Below are 16,470 nucleotides of genomic sequence, written 5' to 3' on the forward strand. Positions count from 1 at the left end.
TCGAGCGCGGGCCTAGCGCTCGACGATCCCGTCGCGCAGCGCCTGCCGGCGGAGCGAGATCTTCGTGCCGACGGCCAGCCCCTCCGCCCGGTACTTGCCCCGGGCGCTGCGCAGCGAGCTCCGTGCGGCGTCCTGGGTGATGCCGAGGAGCGTGGCGACCTGCTTCAGCGGCATCCCGTCGACGAAGAGGCGGACGATCTCCCGCTCGCGGTGCGTCAGGGTGCCCGGGCGGTCGGCCCCGAGCAGCTCCCGCGTCTGCGCCGTCAGGAAGCGCTCGTCGCGCGCCGCCGCCCGGATCGCCGCGAGGATCGTCTCGGTCCGCTCGCTCTTGACCACGTAGCCGTGCGCCCCGGCCTCGAGCGCCCGGCTGATCGTGCCCGGCTCGGAGTGCGTGCTGATGATGATCGTGGCGGCGCCGGCGGCCGCGATGATCCGGATCTTCATGGCGAGGTCGAGCTCGTCGCCGAGGTCGATGTCGAGCAGCACCACGTCGGTCGGGAAGGCCGGGTGCGCGAGCAGGTCCGTCCAGGTGCCGACCGTCGCCGCCACGCGGATGTCCGTGCCCGAGCGGCGGATCCACTCCGCCAGCGCCGCCAGCAGGATCGGGTGGTCGTCGAGGATGGCCAGCGTGATCGCGGGCTCGTCGCTCATGTCGTCGCCCTCCTCCGGGGCCGGTGGGCGACGAGGATCCTCGTCGCGCCGTGGTCGGTCGTCGTGCGGTGCTCGCCGAGCTCGGTGAGGATGCCCCAGACCGAGCGGTCGAGGTCGCGGGCGCGGATGCCCGCGGCGACCAGGGCGAGCTCCACCCCGCCGCCCTGGCCCGGCTCCAGGCGGACGGCGAGCGGAGTCCTCCCCGCGGGGGCGGTGAGCAGCCAGAGCACCGAGAGCAGACGCGAGCGGTCGAGCGGGGCCAGCAGCGCCGCGGCCCCGCTCGGATCGTCGAGCGCGACAGCGGAGGACAGCAGCGCCGACTCCTCCACCGCGATCCTCAGCCAGGTGCGGTCGTGGCTGCGGGCGAGCGCCTCGCGGAGCTCGTCTCCGAGCACCCGCGCCCGCTCGCCCAGCTCCTCGTCCAGCGGCACCGGCGTCCGGACCCGCTCGAGGAGCTCCTCGATGCGGGCGTCCACCTGCGAGAACTCGTCGTCCGCGGCGTGGACGGTGCCGTCGGCCAGGCTGCGGTCGAGCGCGCGCCGCACGTACTGGTCGAGCGAGGTGAGCACGACGACGCACACGGCCGCGGGCGCGACGGCGAGGAGGACGTTGCTCACCGCGAGGGCGGCGCCTCCGTCGCCGAGGAGCGCCTGGCCGACGAGGCCGAGCGCCGTGAGCCCGACCAGGACCACCAGAGCGAGGAACGAGCGCGAGAGCGGCTGGAAGGTGATCAGCGCGATCACGCCCGCGCCCACTCCCACGCAGACCGACGGGTAGTACATCGGAGCCGGTGTCGGCAGGGCGTGGTCGGCGAACTCGAGCAGCAGCGCGGCCACGTCCACAGCGAGGACGCCCGCGAAGGCCCGGCGCGGCAGCTCGCCGTGGCGGCGGAGGGCGATCGAGACCCCCACCGCGCTCGCGGCGACGACCAGCAGCCAGGAGAGTCCGCTCAGCCAGGTCGCGGACCGCGCGTCGAGGGACCAGAGGTACGAGATCACTCCGCGGATGTCGAGCAGCACCGCCATCGTGAGGAAGCCCAGCCCGAGGTAGCTCCCGCTCAGGCGGTTCGGCCGGGTGAGGCGCTCGCGGATGCTCCACAGCGCGCCCGGGCTCCTGTCCGCCGCCCGGACCAGCTCGAGGAGCGTCCCCTCCTCCTGCCGCGACCCGCTCACAGCGGCACGCTCAGCAGCACGGTCGCGCCGGACCCGGGCGCCGAGAAGACCCGGACCGTGCCGCCCACCGCCTCGATCCGGCCGACGACCGACTCCGCGAGGCCGAGGCGTCCGGCCGCCACCGCGGCCGGGTCGAAACCGCGCCCCTCGTCCGAGACGACGACGCGGAGCGTGCCCGCCTCCTCCGCCACGCTCACGTGGGCCAGGGCCGCTCCGGAGTGGCGCCGCACGTTCTCGAGGCACTCCCCGGTCGCGCGCACCACGGCGTCGAGCACCTCCGGTCGGATCCGCGGCTGCGCACCGCCGTGCCAGCGCACCTCCACGCCCACCGCCGCCGACCGCCGACCGAGCGCGAGGAGCGCCTCCGGCACCCCGGCCGCCCCGTCCGGGTCCGGCTCCTCCACCGTCTCCAGACCGCGCAGGAGGGCCAGGTCGGCGGCGGCCCGGTCGCGCAGCACGGGAGCGGGCACGCCCTCCCCCCGGTGCGCCACCAGCGTCAGCGTCGCCAGGATCGTGTCGTGCATCAGCCGCGCGTCGGCGCGGTGCCGGGACTCGCTCTCGCTCGAGCGGCGCTCGGCGTCGTGGGCGGTCCGGAGGCGGGCGGTGCCGACGTGCGCACGCGCGACGCTGCCCGCGAGCCACCGCGCGGCGGTCAGCAGCAGCGCCCAGCAGACGACGACCGAGATCAGGACGAAGGGAGCGCGCCCGGACGCGCCCGTCGCCGCCGCGCCGAGGGCGAGGACCGGGAGCAGCGCGAGGACCGCGGCCCACGGCATGCCCCGCCAGGAGCCGACGGCGAGCAGCGCGCACGGCAGCGCCATCGAGGCGAGCATCGTGATCCCGCCCAGAACGGCGCGGAGGGAGGCGTCGACGCCCGGCGAGAGGAAGGCGGCGAGTGCCGCGACGTCCAGCGCGGATCCCAGGATCACGGCCCTCGTCCCGGTCGCGACCGATCGGCCGGGCGCGAGCTGCACGAGCGCCGAGACGACCAGCAGCGCCAGGCTCGGCAGCACCGTGATCAGCTGCGCGGGCGTCAGGGCGAGCAGGTGCAGCGCGGAGGCGGCGGTCAGCACCCCGCCCGCCCGCCGGGCGCAGAGCACGCCGACCTCGCGCTGCTCGCGCAGCAGCACCGCGGCGTCGGCGGGCCGGGGAGGCAGGGGCACGGTGACCTCGGGAGGACGGGCTCCGGGCTCGTTCCGGGGCGACGGTGGCGGGGAGGCTGTGGCGGGGATCGGCGGCGGGGAACGGCGCGATCCGAGTCGTATCGTGGCACAACGCGACCCGCCCGGACAGCGGTTCCGGCCGCCTCGCGCACGCGGATCGGCGCGCCGTCTGACGCGGGCGGTCGCGCTCGGGGGCCGTGATCCCGTAGAGTCGAGACATCTCCTGGGCGATCGCCCGAATTCCACGGCTGAGAAGTCGCACGACGACGAAGAGACTCAGCCCCTGATAGAGACCGCACCGACCGAGAGCATCGTCCTCGGTCGTCCGGTTCGAACGCCCGCCTCGCACGCGGGTACCGCCTTTCACAGGACGCCGCGGAAGCCGCGCCGTTCCTCGTTCGACCCCCGCTCCACCGGCTCGCCCGGTCCGCGGGACGTTCTCCCCCGCAGAGCCGCCCTCCCCCGGAGGCGCGAGCTCAGCCCCTAGACGACCCGGACGACTCCGGCAGACGCGTGTTTCACCCGCGGAGGCCGAGTCGAGCGGGTACCGCACACTCGTGCGGACTCTGACGACGCCGGCCCCGGTCGGCGTCATTAACACATAAGGAAAAGAAATGCCTACTGGCACCGTTAAGTGGTTCAACTCCGAAAAGGGCTTCGGCTTCATCGCTCCCGACGACGGAGGCGCCGACGTGTTCGCGCACTTCTCCGCCATCGCGAAGCAGGGCTACCGCGAGCTCGTCGAGAACCAGCACGTCGAGTACGACGTCGAGCAGGGCCGCAAGGGCCCGCAGGCCGCGAACATCCGCGGCGTCGGCGAGTAATCTCCGACTTCCGACGCCCCGTCGACCAGGATCCCCGGATCCGGTCGGCGGGGCGTCCGTCGTTGACGGGGTGATCCCGCCCCCGGCCGGCGGAGGCGAAACCCGTGTCACCCCTCCGGGTCGCAGGATCGGTATCCTCTCCGTGGCGGCTCCCGAGCTCACGGAGCCCGCGACGCCGTCCGGGACTCCGGCGCGTCGGCACGACTTCACGGCGGAGACAATGGGACGACTGATCTACGGACCGCAATCACTCGAGATCGACTTCGAGGACCGGCTCCTCGCGCACCTCAAGGTCGCGATGTTCACCAAGATGCGGCGGAACGAGTCGTTCAGCCTCTCCTGGAGCGAGCCGGAGTCGTCCGGCTACGGCCGCAGCTCCGTCTGGGTGCACCCGACGACTCCGCTGCACTTCCGGTTCCACGGCAGCAAGCGGCCGTCGCTGAACCGCCTGTGGATCGAGCAGTTCATCGCGAGCGCGAACAACACCGGCGAGATGACCGTGGTGCCGGAGCCGGCCGAGGGCTCCTGACCCGCGACGCTCCTCAGACCACGAGCGGCCGGGCCGTGTGCACGAGCTCCTCGTGCGGCAGGGCCCCGAGGCGCTCGGCGATCTCGGCACGGGCGCCCGCGTCGACCGACGCCCGGGCGTGCTCCTGCGGCCGCAGTGGCGTGAGGGTGACCAGGTCGGCGTGACCGGTCGCCAGGTCGAGCCGCTCGGGCAGGCCGGGGCTGCGCAGGCCCAGGAGGACACCGACGGTGCCCTGCTCATCGGTCCAGGCGGGCGGCGCCGCGACGTTCGCGAGCCGCGCCGTGTCGAGGGAGCTGCGGCAGCACACCCCCTGCAGGGCGGCCCGTCGGGCGGCCTCGTACAGCAGGCGGAAGTGCCAGTGGTTCCAGAGCTCGGCGGTGGGGACACCGCGGACGGCGGACGTCTCGAGGCACAGCTCGAGGCCGAGACCGGTGCCGGGATGCGCGAGCCGGTCGAAGGGATCGCTCAGCCCGTCGGTAGCGAGCACCACGGAGGCGCCGCGGTCGACGCGCAGGAACGCACGGTGATCGGTGGGCCAGCGCGCGCCGCCGCGGACGCCCGGGTCCTCGGTCGAGACGACGACGGTGCGATCCAGCGCACCCACTCCGCGCCAGGCGTCGGCCCGGTCCTCCGCCACCGCCTCGGCCAGCGCCCGCCTCTCGTCCTCGGTCCATCGGACCTCACGAGTGCGGTTCAGGAACAACGACATGGGACTCCCCGTCCGCGCGACCGGCGTGCCGCGCTCCCGGAACGCTACGGCGCCCACCCCTGCTCCTCCTCCGAGCAACCGGAACGCCAGCTGTGTTTGTTGCGCGGCGGTCCCCGCCCGCCGCGGCGCGGTCGGCTCCCAGGAAAGGCCGGGCAGGTGGAGCGGGTCGCGACCGGCTACGCCGAAACGCTGGAACGCGTTTCGACGGTTCGCCTCCGGCGGTGTTCACTCCCGCGGCGGTCCCCGCCCGCCGCGGCGCGGTCGGCTCCCGCAGACGGCCGGGCAGGTGGAGCATGTCGCGACCGGCTACGCCGAAACGCTGGAACGCGTTTCGACGGTTCGCCTCGACGCGGCGCGCCGCCGTGGCCGTGGATGGAGGAGTCGATGGCCCGCGCGGCCGGGCGTCCACCGCCGCTGTGTCCGCGAGGCGAACCGGCGGAACGCGTGTCAGCGTTCCGTCGTAGCTGGACGCAGGACGCTTCACCCGCCCGGCCATCCCGAGTAGCCGACTGCGCCGCGGCGGGCGGGGACCGCCGCGGAAGGAGGCTCAACCCAGCGGGTTGATGCCGTTGGTGCGCCAGCGCTCGTCGGCGAGCTGACCGGTGGTGCCCGCGCTCGCGTTCTCTCCCAGGGGCTCGCCGCCCTCGACGGCGTCGGCGCCGAGCGCGGTGCCGGCTCCCTCGGCGGTGCTGCCGGGGGGAAGCAGGCCCTCCTCGTCCTCGCGGGGGCCGACCTCGTCCTCGGGGGCGTTCTCGGAGCCGCTCTCGCTCATCGGGTCGTAGCCGTGGTCCGGGTCGCGGCTCTCGTCGGCCGTCGTGTTCTCCTCGACCTCGGAGTCGGCGGGACGGACGTCGTCGGCCTTCTCCGCATCGGTGGAGGGGGTGGCCTCGAAGCCTGCGAACTCGGGGCTGTCGTCTGCGCTCATGGCCGCCACGGTAGCACCGGCCCCGCGGGCACCGGAGGGGGTTCCGCCGGGCGCCCGCGACGCCTCCGCTCAGCGGCCACGCCCTAGGCTCGGGGGGGCTGGCACGGACGACGGGAGCGACATGCGACGACTCGGGTACGACAGGTTCGGCGGGCCCGATCTGCTCTCGTGGCGGGAGGCGCCGGTGCCGATGCCGGGTCGCGGCGAGGTCCTGGTGCGCACACGCGCGGCGAGCATCAACGCGACCGACGAGAAGATCCTGTCCGGCTCCGCGCGGATCATGGCCGTCGGCCGCTCCCGTCCCTACGGGTTCGGGCTCGACATCGCCGGCACCGTCGAGGCGCTCGGCCCGGGGTCGCACTCGGTCGCGATCGGCGACCGAGTGGTGGGGATGACCCGCGACGGCGACGCCTTCGCCGACGCGTCCATCGCGCGCAGCCGCTCGCTCGTCCCGATGCCCGACTCCCTCGGCTTCGTCGACGCCGTCACGCTCGCGATGTCGGGCGGCACCGCGGTGGGCCTGGTGGACGCACTGCACGTGCGCGCCGGCGAGCGCGTCCTCGTCAGCGGCGGCTCGGGAGCCATCGGCGATCCGACGATCCAGCTGCTGGTGCGGGCCGGCTGCACGGTCGCGGCCACCGGCTCGGCCGCCTCCGCCGACCTGCTCCGCTCGCTCGGCGCCGAGCCGCACGACTACCGCGCGCTCGACCTCGGCGTGCTGGGCGGCCGCTTCGACGTGGTCGTCGACGTCTCCGGCCACCTGCCGGTCGACGACGCGGCGATCCTCCTGGCCGAGGGCGGGCGCATCGCGACGCTGGTGCCGAGCGGTCCGGCGCTGGTCTCGCAGGCGACGGGCCTCGTCCGCCGCGACCGCCCGCGGGTGCGCAACATGATCGTGGTGGCGACGGCGGAGCGGATCGGGCGCGCGGTCTCGCTCGCCGCCTCCGGCGATCTGCGGCCCCGGCCGGGCGCCGTGCATCCGCTGGGCGACGTCGTCGACGTGCTGTCGCGCCGAGCGACCGGAGCCGACCGCACGATCGGCAAGATCGTCTTCACCGCCGACGACTCGGCTCCGCTGAGCTGACATCCGGCTCCTCCTCCTCTGCCGGGCGGCCGAGCGAGAGCGTGGCCAGGAAGCCGACGGCGAGGAACCCGGCGGCGGCGAAGGCCGCGTAGCGGGTGCCGTCCGAGAACGCCTCGCCCGCCGCCCGGGCCGCGTCGGCGGTGTCCGGTGAGGCGGCCAGCCCGGCGATCGCGGCGCCGGAGGAGTCGACCACCGCGTCGACGGTGCTCGCGACCTGTTCCGCGGGGAGGCCCTGCTGCTCGAGCGAGGTCGTGAGGACCCCCGCGGTCGAGGTGTAGAGGATCGTCCCGAGCACGGCGATGCCCAGCGCCGAGCCGATCTGCCGCGCGGTCGACTGCGTGCCCGAGCCCTGCCCGCTGAGCTCGACGGGCACGTCCCGGAGCACGACCCCGGTCAGCTGCGCCGTCGCGAGGCCGACGCCGAAGCCGTAGACGGCGAGGAACGGGACGAGGGCCCACCACGGGGTGGAGTCGGAGACGACCAGGCCGATGCCCGCGACGCCGACGATCTCGGCCGCGAGACCCACCCGCACGATCAGCACCGGCGCGACCCTGTTGCCGAAGGCGCCGGCGAAGCCCGAGGCGACGAAGGAGCCGAGCGCGAGCGCGAGGAGCACCAGGCCGGTCTGCACGGCCGTGTAGCCGAGGACGCTCTGGAGCCAGATCGGCAGCGCCAGGATGATCCCGAACTCGCCGAGCGAGACGATCATCGCGGCGAGGTTGCCGTTGCGGAACGAGGCGAGGCGGAAGAGCCCGATCGCGAGCATCGCCGAGCGCCCGGCGCGCTCGCGGGCCCGCGCCCAGAGGACGAAGGCGACCCCGGCGAGCACCGCGACGGCGAACGCGATCGGGACCGGCGAGAGGCCGAGCGGCCAGCTCCAGCCGCCGACGCTCAGCGGCTCGTCGACGCCCCACCAGCCGAGGGTGCGCCCCTCGATGAGGGCGAACACCAGGGAGGCGGAGGCGATGATCGAGAGCGCGGCGCCGACGAGGTCGACCCGCCGCCCGTCGGGCTGCCGCGACTCGTCGACGAACAGCAGCGCTCCGACCACGATGATCACGCCGAGCGGGATGTTGATGCCGAACGCCCAGCGCCAGGAGAAGTCGGTGGTGAGCCAGCCGCCGAGCAGCGGGCCGACCGCGGTCATGCCGCCGATCGTCGAGCCCCAGACGGCGAAGGCGATGGCGCGCTCGCGCCCGCGGAAGGTGGCGTTGATCAGCGAGAGGGTCGTCGGCAGCACCATCGCTCCTCCGACGCCCTGCACGACCCGGGAGAGGATCAGCAGGTCGCCGGTCGGAGCGAGGGCCGCCGCGACGGAGGAGAGCGCGAAGAGCGAGACGCCGACGATCAGCATCCGGCGACGGCCCCAGCGGTCGGCGAGGGTGCCGAAGACCAGCAGGAGCGCGGCGAACACGAGCGTGTACGACTCCTGCACCCACTGCACCTGGGTCGAGGTGATCCCGAGATCGGCGACGATCGACGGGATGGCGACGTTGACGATGGTCGAGTCGACGATGATCGTCGCCACTCCGAGGCTGATGACGACCAGCCCGATCCACTTGCGGTTGCGCACGACGCTCTCCTCCGACGATTTAGTAAGCCAGCTGACTATATGCCCGCGGAGGGCGCCGTGTCGAAGGGAGGGCCTGGAAGATTAGCGGGAGGCGGGCGCGGCGACAAGGGCGCGAAGCTCCCGGAGCCGCCCGGTCAGGATGGACGCATGCCCGCATCCCCCCGTTCCTTCCCGTATCCCCTCGGCGTCTCCCTCCGCGGCGACGCCGGCGCCGACGTCGCCGTCTACTCCGAGACCGCGGACAGCGTCGAGGTCTGCCTCTTCGACGAGTCCGGAGCAGAGACCCGCGTCGCCCTCACCGAGCGGACCGGCCACGTCTTCCACGGCCTCGTCCCCGAGATGGGCATCGGCACCCGCTACGGGCTGCGCGTCGACGGCCCCTGGGACCCCGCCAACGGCCTCCGCCACAACGCCGCCAAGCTCCTCCTCGACCCGCACGCCACCGCGATCGAGGGCTCGTACACCTGGTCCGAGGACGTCTTCGGCCAGTTCTACGAGGACGCCGACACCCGCAACGACGCCGACTCCGCGCACGCGGTCCCCCGCTGCGTCGTCACCGACCCCGACTCCTTCGACTGGAGCGGCGACACCGCGCCGCGCATCCCGCTCGAGGAGACCGTCGTCTACGAGGTGCACGTGAAGGGCTTCACGAAGCTGCACCCCGACGTGCCCGAGGACATCCGCGGCACCTACCGCGGCCTCGCGCACCCCGCCGCGATCAAGCACTTCACCGACCTGGGCGTGACCTCGGTCGAGCTGCTCCCCGTGCACCAGTTCGTGCAGGACTCGCACCTCGAGGAGAAGGGCCTGCGCAACTACTGGGGCTACAACTCCCTCGGCTTCTTCGCGCCGCACAACGAGTACTCGCACGCCGGCGACGACGGCTCGCAGGTCGACGAGTTCAAGGCCATGGTCAAGGCGTTCCACGAGGCCGGCCTCGAGGTCATCCTCGACGTGGTCTACAACCACACCGCCGAGGGCAACGACAAGGGCCCCACCCTCTCGTTCAAGGGCATCGACAACGGCTCCTACTACCGACTGGTGGAGGAGGACCGCGCGAACTACTTCGACACCACCGGCACCGGCAACAGCCTCAACGTCGCGCACCCGGCCGCGCTCGGCCTGATCATGGACTCGCTGCGCTACTGGGTGACCGAGATGCACATCGACGGCTTCCGCTTCGACCTCGCCACCACCCTCACCCGCCAGACCGGTGAGGCCGAGGTGCACAGCGCCTTCCTCGACCTGATCGCGCAGGACCCGGTGCTCGCGCCCGTCAAGATGATCGCCGAGCCGTGGGACACCGCCGGCTACCAGGTCGGCGGCTTCCCCGCGGACTGGTCGGAGTGGAACGGGAAGTTCCGCGACGACGTGCGCGACTTCTGGAACGGCGCCGACTCGGTGCTCGGCACGACCGCGCAGCGCGTCCTCGGCTCCCCCGACGTGTACGAGGCCGACCGCCGCTCGCCGGTCTCCAGCATCAACTTCGTCACCGCGCACGACGGCTTCACCCTCGCCGACCTCACCGCGTACTCGCGCAAGCACAACGCGGCCAACGGCGAGGACAACAACGACGGCGAGAGCGACAACCGCTCCTCCAACAACGGCGCCGAGGGCCCGACCGAGAACGAGGCGGTCAACGAGCGCCGCGACCGCATGCGCCGCAACTTCCTCGCGACGCTGCTGCTCTCGGCCGGCGTGCCGATGATCCTGGGCGGCGACGAGATCGCCCGCACGCAGGGCGGCAACAACAACGCCTACTGCCAGGACGACGAGATCTCGTGGTTCGACTGGGAGAACGCGGACCGCGAGCTGCTCGCCTTCACCCGCGAGCTGATCGCCCTCCGCGCCGCGGAGCCGGCGCTGCGCCCGAAGTGGTTCCGCCGCGCCCCCGGCGACGGCGGCCCCGACACGGTCGACATCCTCCGCTCCGACGCGCAGGGCTTCGCCGACGAGGACTGGGACAACCCCGACGCCCGCTCGATCACCTTCGTGTTCGAGCACGAGGGCAGCGCGAGCTTCGCCCTGCTGCTGAACGCGGCGGAGAACGGCGTCGAGTTCACCGTTCCCGAGGCGCCCGGCGCCGAGTGGACGCTGGCCGCCTCGAGCGACCCGGAGCAGGTCGTCGAGGGCGAGGTCACCACGCTGATCGTCCGCGACGGCTCGTTCACGCTGCTGCGCTCGGCCTCCTGATGACCGGCCGGACCCCGCGGCTCCTCCGCTTCGGCGGGCGCATCGCGGGGTTCGGCACGTCCTCGGGCACGAGGATCGTGCTGGGACTCTGGGAGGACACCCCCTTCGGCCCGTTCGCCGACGCGATGGTCGAGGACGGCGACGGCCACCGCCTCCTGATCGCACCGACCCGCGAGGTCGCGGACTTCATCGGGTCGACGTACTCGTTCGACGAGGTGCGGATCGCGCCGGTGTCGCGGCGGAGGATCGCGGGCGGCCTGTCCGTCTCGGCCGGACCGCTCGCGGTGCGCCTGGAGCTCGGCGGTCTCACTCCGCTCGGCCGGCTGGTGCGGATCGTTCCGCGACCGCTCGCCGAGCACCCGGCATGGCTGACCGCGATCTCGCCGGTCGCCTCCCTGCTCGTCCGCGGGGTCAGTACGGCCGGGTCGGCCGGGCACGGACGCCGCGAGTACTACGGCGTGCGGGCGATCCGCCGCGTCGAGGGCGTCCACGCCGTGCTGGCGGAGGAGGACCTCGGCCCGCTGCGCCCGCTCTCGCCGCCCGTGCGGTTCGGCTTCTCGTCGGCGCCCGCCGCTCCGGCGATCGTCGACGTCACCACCACCATCGCGCTCCCGCGCGAGGGGACCACCGCGCTCCGGCGCGACCGAGAGAGAGGAGCCGCCTCGTGAAGAAGGGCGACAAGATCAGCTGGAACACCTCGCAGGGCGAGACCCACGGCGAGCTGGTCGAGAAGAAGACGAAGGAGTTCCAGTTCGAGGGGCAGAAGTTCAACGCCTCGGACGACGAGCCCTACTGGATCGTGCAGAGCGACAAGACCGACGCGAAGGCCGCGCACAAGGAGTCGTCGCTGACGAAGAAGTGAGCGGGCGCACGCCGAGCGGCTGCGGGCCGTGCTCCGGATCCACTCCGGGGCCCGGCCCGCACCCGTCTCACGCGATGCGGATGAGCTTCTTGTTCACGAACTCCTCGAGGGCGGGGCGGCCCATCTCGCGGCCGGTGCCCGAGCGCTTCACACCGCCGAAGGGCAGCTCGGCCGCGTCGCCGAGGACGAGGTTGATCCAGACCATGCCCGCGTCGATCCGGTCCGCCAGGCGCAGCGCCTGCTCCTGGTCGGTCGTGTAGAGGTAGGAGCCGAGGCCGTAGGGGGTGTCGTTCGCGAGGGCGATCGCCTCGTCCTCGTCGCGGACGCGGTAGAGCGCGGCGACGGGGCCGAAGAACTCCTCGCGGTAGGCGTCCATCTCGGGCGTGACGCCCTCGAGCACGGCGGGCGGGAAGAAGTTGCCGGTCACCTCGCCGCTGGCGCGGACGGTGGCCCCCTGCTCGCGCGCGGCCGCCAGCTGCGCCTCGAGTCGCTCCGTCGCGGCGGAGGAGGAGAGCGGGCCGAGGAGGGTGCCCTCCGCGAACGGATCGGCCGGCTGGGCGCGGGTGAACGCCTCCGTGAACTTCTCGGCGAACGCGTCGTACAGCTCGTCGATCACGATGAAGCGCTTCGCGGCGTTGCAGGACTGGCCGTTGTTGTCCAGGCGCGCGGCGACCGCGTCCTCGACCGCCTTGTCGAGGTCGTCGGTCGACAGGAGCACGAACGGGTCGGAGCCGCCGAGCTCGAGCACGACCTTCTTCAGGTGTCGGCCCGCGAGCTCCGCGACGGCCGCGCCGGCCCGCTCGGAGCCGGTGACGGAGACGCCCTGGACCCGGGGGTCGGCGATGACGGTCGCGGCCTGCTCGTTCGTGGCGTAGAGGTTCACGTAGACGCCGGCGGGTGCGCCCAGCTCCTCGGCCGCGGTGCGGAACACGTCGGCGATGGCGGCGGCCGACTCCGGGCACTGCGGCGCGTGCTTGAGCAGGATCGTGTTGCCCGCGACCACGTTCGGGCCGGCGAAGCGGGCCACCTGGTAGTAGGGGAAGTTCCACGGCATGATGCCCAGGAGCACGCCCAGCCCGGCGCGGCGGATCAGCGCGGAGCCGGTGCCCTCGGCGAGCTCGATCGGCTCGTCGGCGAGGAAGGCCTCGCCGTTCTCGGCGTAGTAGCGGTAGATGTCGGCGGCGAAGCCGACCTCGCCCTGCGCCTGGTCGAGCGGCTTGCCCATCTCGCGGACGATGATCGCCGCGAGCTCGTCGGCGCGCTCGACGTGCAGCTCTGCCACGCGGGCGATCAGCGCCGCGCGGGTCGCGACGGGCACGGTCCGCGACCACGAGGAGTACGCGTCCTGCGCCGAGCCGATCGCCGCGGTCAGCTCGGCGTCGCCGAGGGTCGGGTACTCGCGGAGGGTCTCCCCCGTGGCCGGGTCGATCACGGCGTAGTGGGTGCTCATGCGGACTGTGCTCCTTCGCTGTGGGGGGCCGGTGCGGTCGCGCCGTCCTCGTCGCTGATCTCCTGTGCCAGGCGCCTGCCGACGCGGATGGCGCCGTCGACGTGCTGGTAGCCCTCGGCGGCGAGGTCGCTCGTGCCGAAGCGGAGCGGACCCACCGGCTCCAGCTGCAGCGCACCGTACCGGGTCAGCCCGCCCAGGTCGAAGCTCGCGGCGTACGCGCCCTGCGTCCACTCCTCGGACGCCCAGTCGCTCTCGTAGTAGACGACCGGATCGAGTGCGGCCGGGCCGAAGTAGGCGGCGAGCGAGTCGAGGATCGCGGCCTTCCGCTCCGCCTCGTCGAGCGCGAGCACGCGGTCGGCCTTCTCGTCCGAGACGAAGCCGACCAGGGTGCCGCGCTCCTCCCCGTGGTTCGAGTTGTCGTAGGCCTCGTGGACGAGCGAGTGCGGACTGAACGCGGTGCCGGAGAGGCCGTCGGCGCGCCAGAAGGGCGTGGCGTACGTGGCGTGCACCTTGATCACGAGGCCGAGCGACTGGTGCTGCAGGGCCTGCTGCCGCAGGCGCGGGAGCGGCGGGTCGAACGAGATGCGGCCGACGAGGTTCGGCGGCACGGCGATGATCGCGCGGCGGGCGCGGAGGACGGCGCCGTCGGCGCGCACCTCGACCCCGTCGTCGCCGTGGCGGACGGAGCGGACCGGGTGCCCGAGCAGGACGCGCTCGGCGCCGAGGCGCTCGGCGAGCCGCTCCGGGACCTGCTGGAGGCCGCCGATCACGCGCTTGTCGAGGATGAAGTCGGCGTCGACCAGGTTGCTGAAGCTCCCCGCGCTCGCGGCCATGAGGAGCGCCTGGAGGAGGGAGAAGGCGTGCGCCGGCTTGGTGAGCATGGCGTCGGCGAGGAAGAGGGCGATGTTGGCCCGTGCCTCCTCGTCGTCGCTCTGCTGCTCCAGCCAGGCGGCGAAGGTGACGCGGTCGTAGTCGCGGGCGAGCGGGTGCGTCCACGGCGCCGCCGGGTCCGTCTCGGCGACGAGGCGGTCGAGCACCTCGATCAGGCGGGAGATCTCGGACTCGGTGCGCTCGCTCCCCGGGAAGATGTCGCCGGTGAAGCGGCGGGCGGAGCCGTCGGCGCCGATGTAGACGCTCTCGCCCTCGCGGTAGCGGGAGTAGGTGCCGAGGCCGAGCTCGTCGAGGGTCTCGAGGAGCGCCGTCTGGTCCGGCGAGACCCACTGGCCGCCGAGCTCGAGGAGCTGCCCGTCGACCACGCGGGTCTCGAGCCGCCCGCCTACGCGTTCGCGCGCCTCGACGACGACGACGTCGAGGCCGTGCTGCTGCAGCCGGAGCGCCGCGGTGAGTCCGGTGGCACCGGCTCCGATCACGACGACGTCGTGCTCGCTGGGGGACATGACTTCTCTTTCCGTCGGTGATCGCGGGAGTGGACGCGCGAATACGGACGATCCTGTCACAGAAACGGAGGAGAACGTCAGTGAGTGCGCGCGATGGAGGGTGGACTCGAAGCGCCCTCCACCGAACTACATAGGCGTGCTATATTGTTTCTCGTGCCCGATCCCAGTGCCCCCGCGCGTCTCGCCTCCGCCGCCACCGCCCTCACGCGGTTCGCGGGCCGGGCGAGCGGCGCGACCGGGCTCGGCGCGCAGTCCGGAGCCGTCTGGTCGACGCTCGCCGAGCTGCGCACCGCCTCCCCCTCCCGCCTCGGCGAGCTCGCCGAGCGGGTCCGCGTCACCCAGCCGACGATGACCGGCATCATCGCCCGTCTCGACGAGGCCGGCTGGATCCGCCGCGTCCACGACGCCGGCGACGGCCGCGCCTGGCTGATCGAGGGCACTCCCGCCGGCTTCGACGCCCTCGCCGAGCACCGTCTCCGCCTCGAGGCCGCCCTGGCCCCGCTGTTCGAGGACCTCGACGAGGACGACCGCCTCGCCCTCGAGCGCGCCGCGACCCTCGTCGAGGCCCGCGTCGCCCGGATCGCCGGCACCCCCGTCCCCTCCTCCCCCGAGAAAGGCTCCACGCCGTGACCACCTCCCCCCACTCGCCCGCCCAGGGCTCGATCCTGAAGCAGCCGCTGGCCGTCTGGGCCGTCGCCTTCGCCGCGGTGATCGCCTTCATGGGGATCGGCCTGGTCGACCCGATCCTCCCGGCCATCGCCGAGAGCCTGCAGGCGACTCCGACCGAGACCTCGCTGCTCTTCACGAGCTACCTCGTCATCACCGGCGTCGTGATGTTCTTCACCAGCTGGCTCTCCAGCCGCATCGGCGCCAAGAAGACCCTCATGATCGGCCTGGTGCTGATCGTGGTGTTCGCCGCGCTCGCCGGCACGGCGGGCAGCGTCGAGGGCGTCATCGGCTTCCGCGCGGGCTGGGGCTTCGGCAACGCCCTGTTCATCTCGACCGCCCTGTCGACCATCGTCGGCGCGGCGAGCGGAGGCTCCTCCGCGGCGATCGTGCTCTACGAGGCCGCGCTGGGCATCGGCATCGCCATCGGCCCGCTGCTCGGCGGGCTCCTCGGCAGCGTCTCGTGGCGCGGCCCGTTCTTCGGGACCGCCGTGCTGATGGCCGTCGGCTTCATCGCCATCGCGACGCTCCTGCGCGAGGACGGCCCCAAGCCCTCTCCGACTCCGCTCTCGGCGCCCTTCGCGGCCCTCAAGGTCCCGGCCATCCGAACGCTGGCGGGCGCCGCCCTGTTCTACAACATCGGCTTCTTCGTGCTGCTCGCCTACACGCCCTACCCGCTCGGGCTGGACGAGATGGGCCTCGGCTTCACGTTCTTCGGCTGGGGCCTGGGCGTGGCGGTCACCTCCGTGTTCGTCGCTCCGCTGCTCACCCGGCGCCTCCCGCGCACCGTCGTGCTGCGCTCGGTGCTGCTGCTGCTCGCGCTCGACCTGATCGCCGGCGGCCTCGTGATCTCGTCCCGTGTCGGCCTGATCGTCTGCATCATCGTCGGCGGCCTGCTGCTCGGAGTCGTCAACACGGTGCTCACCGAGTGCGTGATGGAGGCGACCGACCTGCCCCGCTCCGTCGCCTCGTCCGCCTACTCCGGCGTCCGCTTCCTCGGCGGCGCGATCGCCCCGCCCGCCGCCTCCGCCCTGGCCGCGGCGATCTCGCCGGCCTTCCCGATGTACGCCGCGGCCGGAGCCGTCGCCGTCGCCGCGCTGATCGTGCTGCTCGGACGCCGCACCCTGGCCCGCGCCGACGCCCACGAGCCCGAGCCCGAGCTCGTCGAGGCGCAGGCGATCACGCTCGGCGAGTGACGCGCCCGGCGGGCTTCAGGGGCCCGCAGAGGGGCCGCGAACGGTCGTCATCCGGGCAGGGTGACGGCCGTTCGTG

16 protein-coding genes are annotated in these 16,470 nt (G+C 73.2%); 8 read left to right on the forward strand and 8 right to left on the reverse strand.

Annotated features, from left to right (window positions below):
• Positions 1-12: 12 nt before the first annotated feature.
• Genes C5B95_RS13220 through C5B95_RS13230 form a run of 3 tightly spaced genes read right to left on the reverse strand, consistent with a single transcriptional unit; the run spans position 13 to position 2,986 of the window.
• Complete coding sequence (locus C5B95_RS13220) at positions 13-651, reverse strand: response regulator (protein ID WP_104257995.1); 639 nt, start codon at positions 649-651, stop codon at positions 13-15.
• On the reverse strand, positions 648-1,823 hold the full coding sequence (locus C5B95_RS13225) for a hypothetical protein (RefSeq protein ID WP_104349366.1): 1,176 nt from the start codon (positions 1,821-1,823) through the stop codon (positions 648-650). Before C5B95_RS13225 ends, C5B95_RS13220 begins: the two co-directional genes overlap by 4 nt.
• Positions 1,820-2,986: a sensor histidine kinase gene (locus C5B95_RS13230; RefSeq protein WP_104349367.1), complete on the reverse strand. Its 1,167-nt coding sequence runs from the start codon at positions 2,984-2,986 to the stop codon at positions 1,820-1,822. The genes C5B95_RS13225 and C5B95_RS13230 overlap by 4 nt, the downstream gene beginning before the upstream one ends.
• Positions 2,987-3,600: 614 nt before the next feature.
• Between C5B95_RS13230 and C5B95_RS13235 the strand changes: the two genes are divergently transcribed.
• Together C5B95_RS13235 and C5B95_RS13240 are read left to right on the forward strand one after the other, a co-directional pair.
• Entirely contained in the window at positions 3,601-3,810 is a 210-nt protein-coding gene (locus C5B95_RS13235) for a cold-shock protein (RefSeq protein ID WP_055786246.1), read from the forward strand.
• A gap of 220 nt (positions 3,811-4,030) precedes the next feature.
• A complete protein-coding gene (locus C5B95_RS13240) occupies positions 4,031-4,339 on the forward strand; it encodes a hypothetical protein (RefSeq protein ID WP_104226101.1) in 309 nt (102 codons plus the stop codon).
• A 13-nt stretch (positions 4,340-4,352) separates the two neighbouring features.
• Here C5B95_RS13240 and C5B95_RS13245 read toward each other — a convergent pair whose 3' ends face one another.
• Positions 4,353-5,048: a hypothetical protein gene (locus C5B95_RS13245; RefSeq protein WP_104257992.1), complete on the reverse strand. Its 696-nt coding sequence runs from the start codon at positions 5,046-5,048 to the stop codon at positions 4,353-4,355.
• Between the two features lie 547 nt (positions 5,049-5,595).
• Entirely contained in the window at positions 5,596-5,973 is a 378-nt protein-coding gene (locus C5B95_RS13250) for a hypothetical protein (RefSeq protein WP_104349368.1), read from the reverse strand.
• Between the two features lie 121 nt (positions 5,974-6,094).
• Between C5B95_RS13250 and C5B95_RS13255 the strand changes: the two genes are divergently transcribed.
• Positions 6,095-7,057, forward strand: a complete 963-nt coding sequence (locus C5B95_RS13255; RefSeq protein WP_181068082.1) for an NADP-dependent oxidoreductase — start codon at positions 6,095-6,097, stop codon at positions 7,055-7,057.
• Here C5B95_RS13255 and C5B95_RS13260 read toward each other — a convergent pair.
• Positions 7,026-8,630 (reverse strand): DHA2 family efflux MFS transporter permease subunit, encoded by a 1,605-nt coding sequence (locus C5B95_RS13260; RefSeq protein ID WP_104349370.1) that lies wholly within the window; start codon positions 8,628-8,630, stop codon positions 7,026-7,028. The genes C5B95_RS13255 and C5B95_RS13260 overlap by 32 nt on opposite strands.
• 147 nt (positions 8,631-8,777) lie before the next feature.
• On the opposite strand from C5B95_RS13260, the gene glgX reads away from it, so the two are divergent.
• The 3 genes from glgX to C5B95_RS13275 are packed head-to-tail and all read left to right on the forward strand — an operon-like array spanning position 8,778 to position 11,685.
• Entirely contained in the window at positions 8,778-10,823 is a 2,046-nt protein-coding gene (glgX, locus tag C5B95_RS13265) for a glycogen debranching protein GlgX (protein WP_104246955.1), read from the forward strand.
• Positions 10,823-11,491, forward strand: a complete 669-nt coding sequence (locus tag C5B95_RS13270; RefSeq protein WP_104349371.1) for a hypothetical protein — start codon at positions 10,823-10,825, stop codon at positions 11,489-11,491. Before glgX ends, C5B95_RS13270 begins: the two co-directional genes overlap by 1 nt.
• Entirely contained in the window at positions 11,488-11,685 is a 198-nt protein-coding gene (locus C5B95_RS13275; RefSeq protein WP_056866275.1) for a DUF2945 domain-containing protein, read from the forward strand. Before C5B95_RS13270 ends, C5B95_RS13275 begins: the two co-directional genes overlap by 4 nt.
• 67 nt (positions 11,686-11,752) lie before the next feature.
• On the opposite strand, the gene C5B95_RS13280 is transcribed toward C5B95_RS13275, so the two are convergent.
• Together C5B95_RS13280 and C5B95_RS13285 are read right to left on the reverse strand one after the other, a co-directional pair.
• Positions 11,753-13,135: an NAD-dependent succinate-semialdehyde dehydrogenase gene (locus C5B95_RS13280; RefSeq protein ID WP_104256603.1), complete on the reverse strand. Its 1,383-nt coding sequence runs from the start codon at positions 13,133-13,135 to the stop codon at positions 11,753-11,755.
• A complete protein-coding gene (locus C5B95_RS13285) occupies positions 13,132-14,532 on the reverse strand; it encodes an NAD(P)/FAD-dependent oxidoreductase (protein WP_104349372.1) in 1,401 nt (466 codons plus the stop codon). Before C5B95_RS13285 ends, C5B95_RS13280 begins: the two co-directional genes overlap by 4 nt.
• A gap of 153 nt (positions 14,533-14,685) precedes the next feature.
• Between C5B95_RS13285 and C5B95_RS13290 the strand changes: the two genes are divergently transcribed.
• Both C5B95_RS13290 and C5B95_RS13295 read left to right on the forward strand, forming a co-directional pair.
• Positions 14,686-15,162 (forward strand): MarR family winged helix-turn-helix transcriptional regulator, encoded by a 477-nt coding sequence (locus tag C5B95_RS13290; protein WP_181068083.1) that lies wholly within the window; start codon positions 14,686-14,688, stop codon positions 15,160-15,162.
• On the forward strand, positions 15,159-16,394 hold the full coding sequence (locus tag C5B95_RS13295; RefSeq protein ID WP_104267198.1) for an MFS transporter: 1,236 nt from the start codon (positions 15,159-15,161) through the stop codon (positions 16,392-16,394). The genes C5B95_RS13290 and C5B95_RS13295 overlap by 4 nt, the downstream gene beginning before the upstream one ends.
• The last annotated feature ends 76 nt before the right edge of the window (positions 16,395-16,470 follow it).

This window comes from Rathayibacter sp. AY1A7 (genome assembly GCF_002930845.1).
Classification (GTDB): Bacteria; Actinomycetota; Actinomycetes; order Actinomycetales; family Microbacteriaceae; genus Rathayibacter.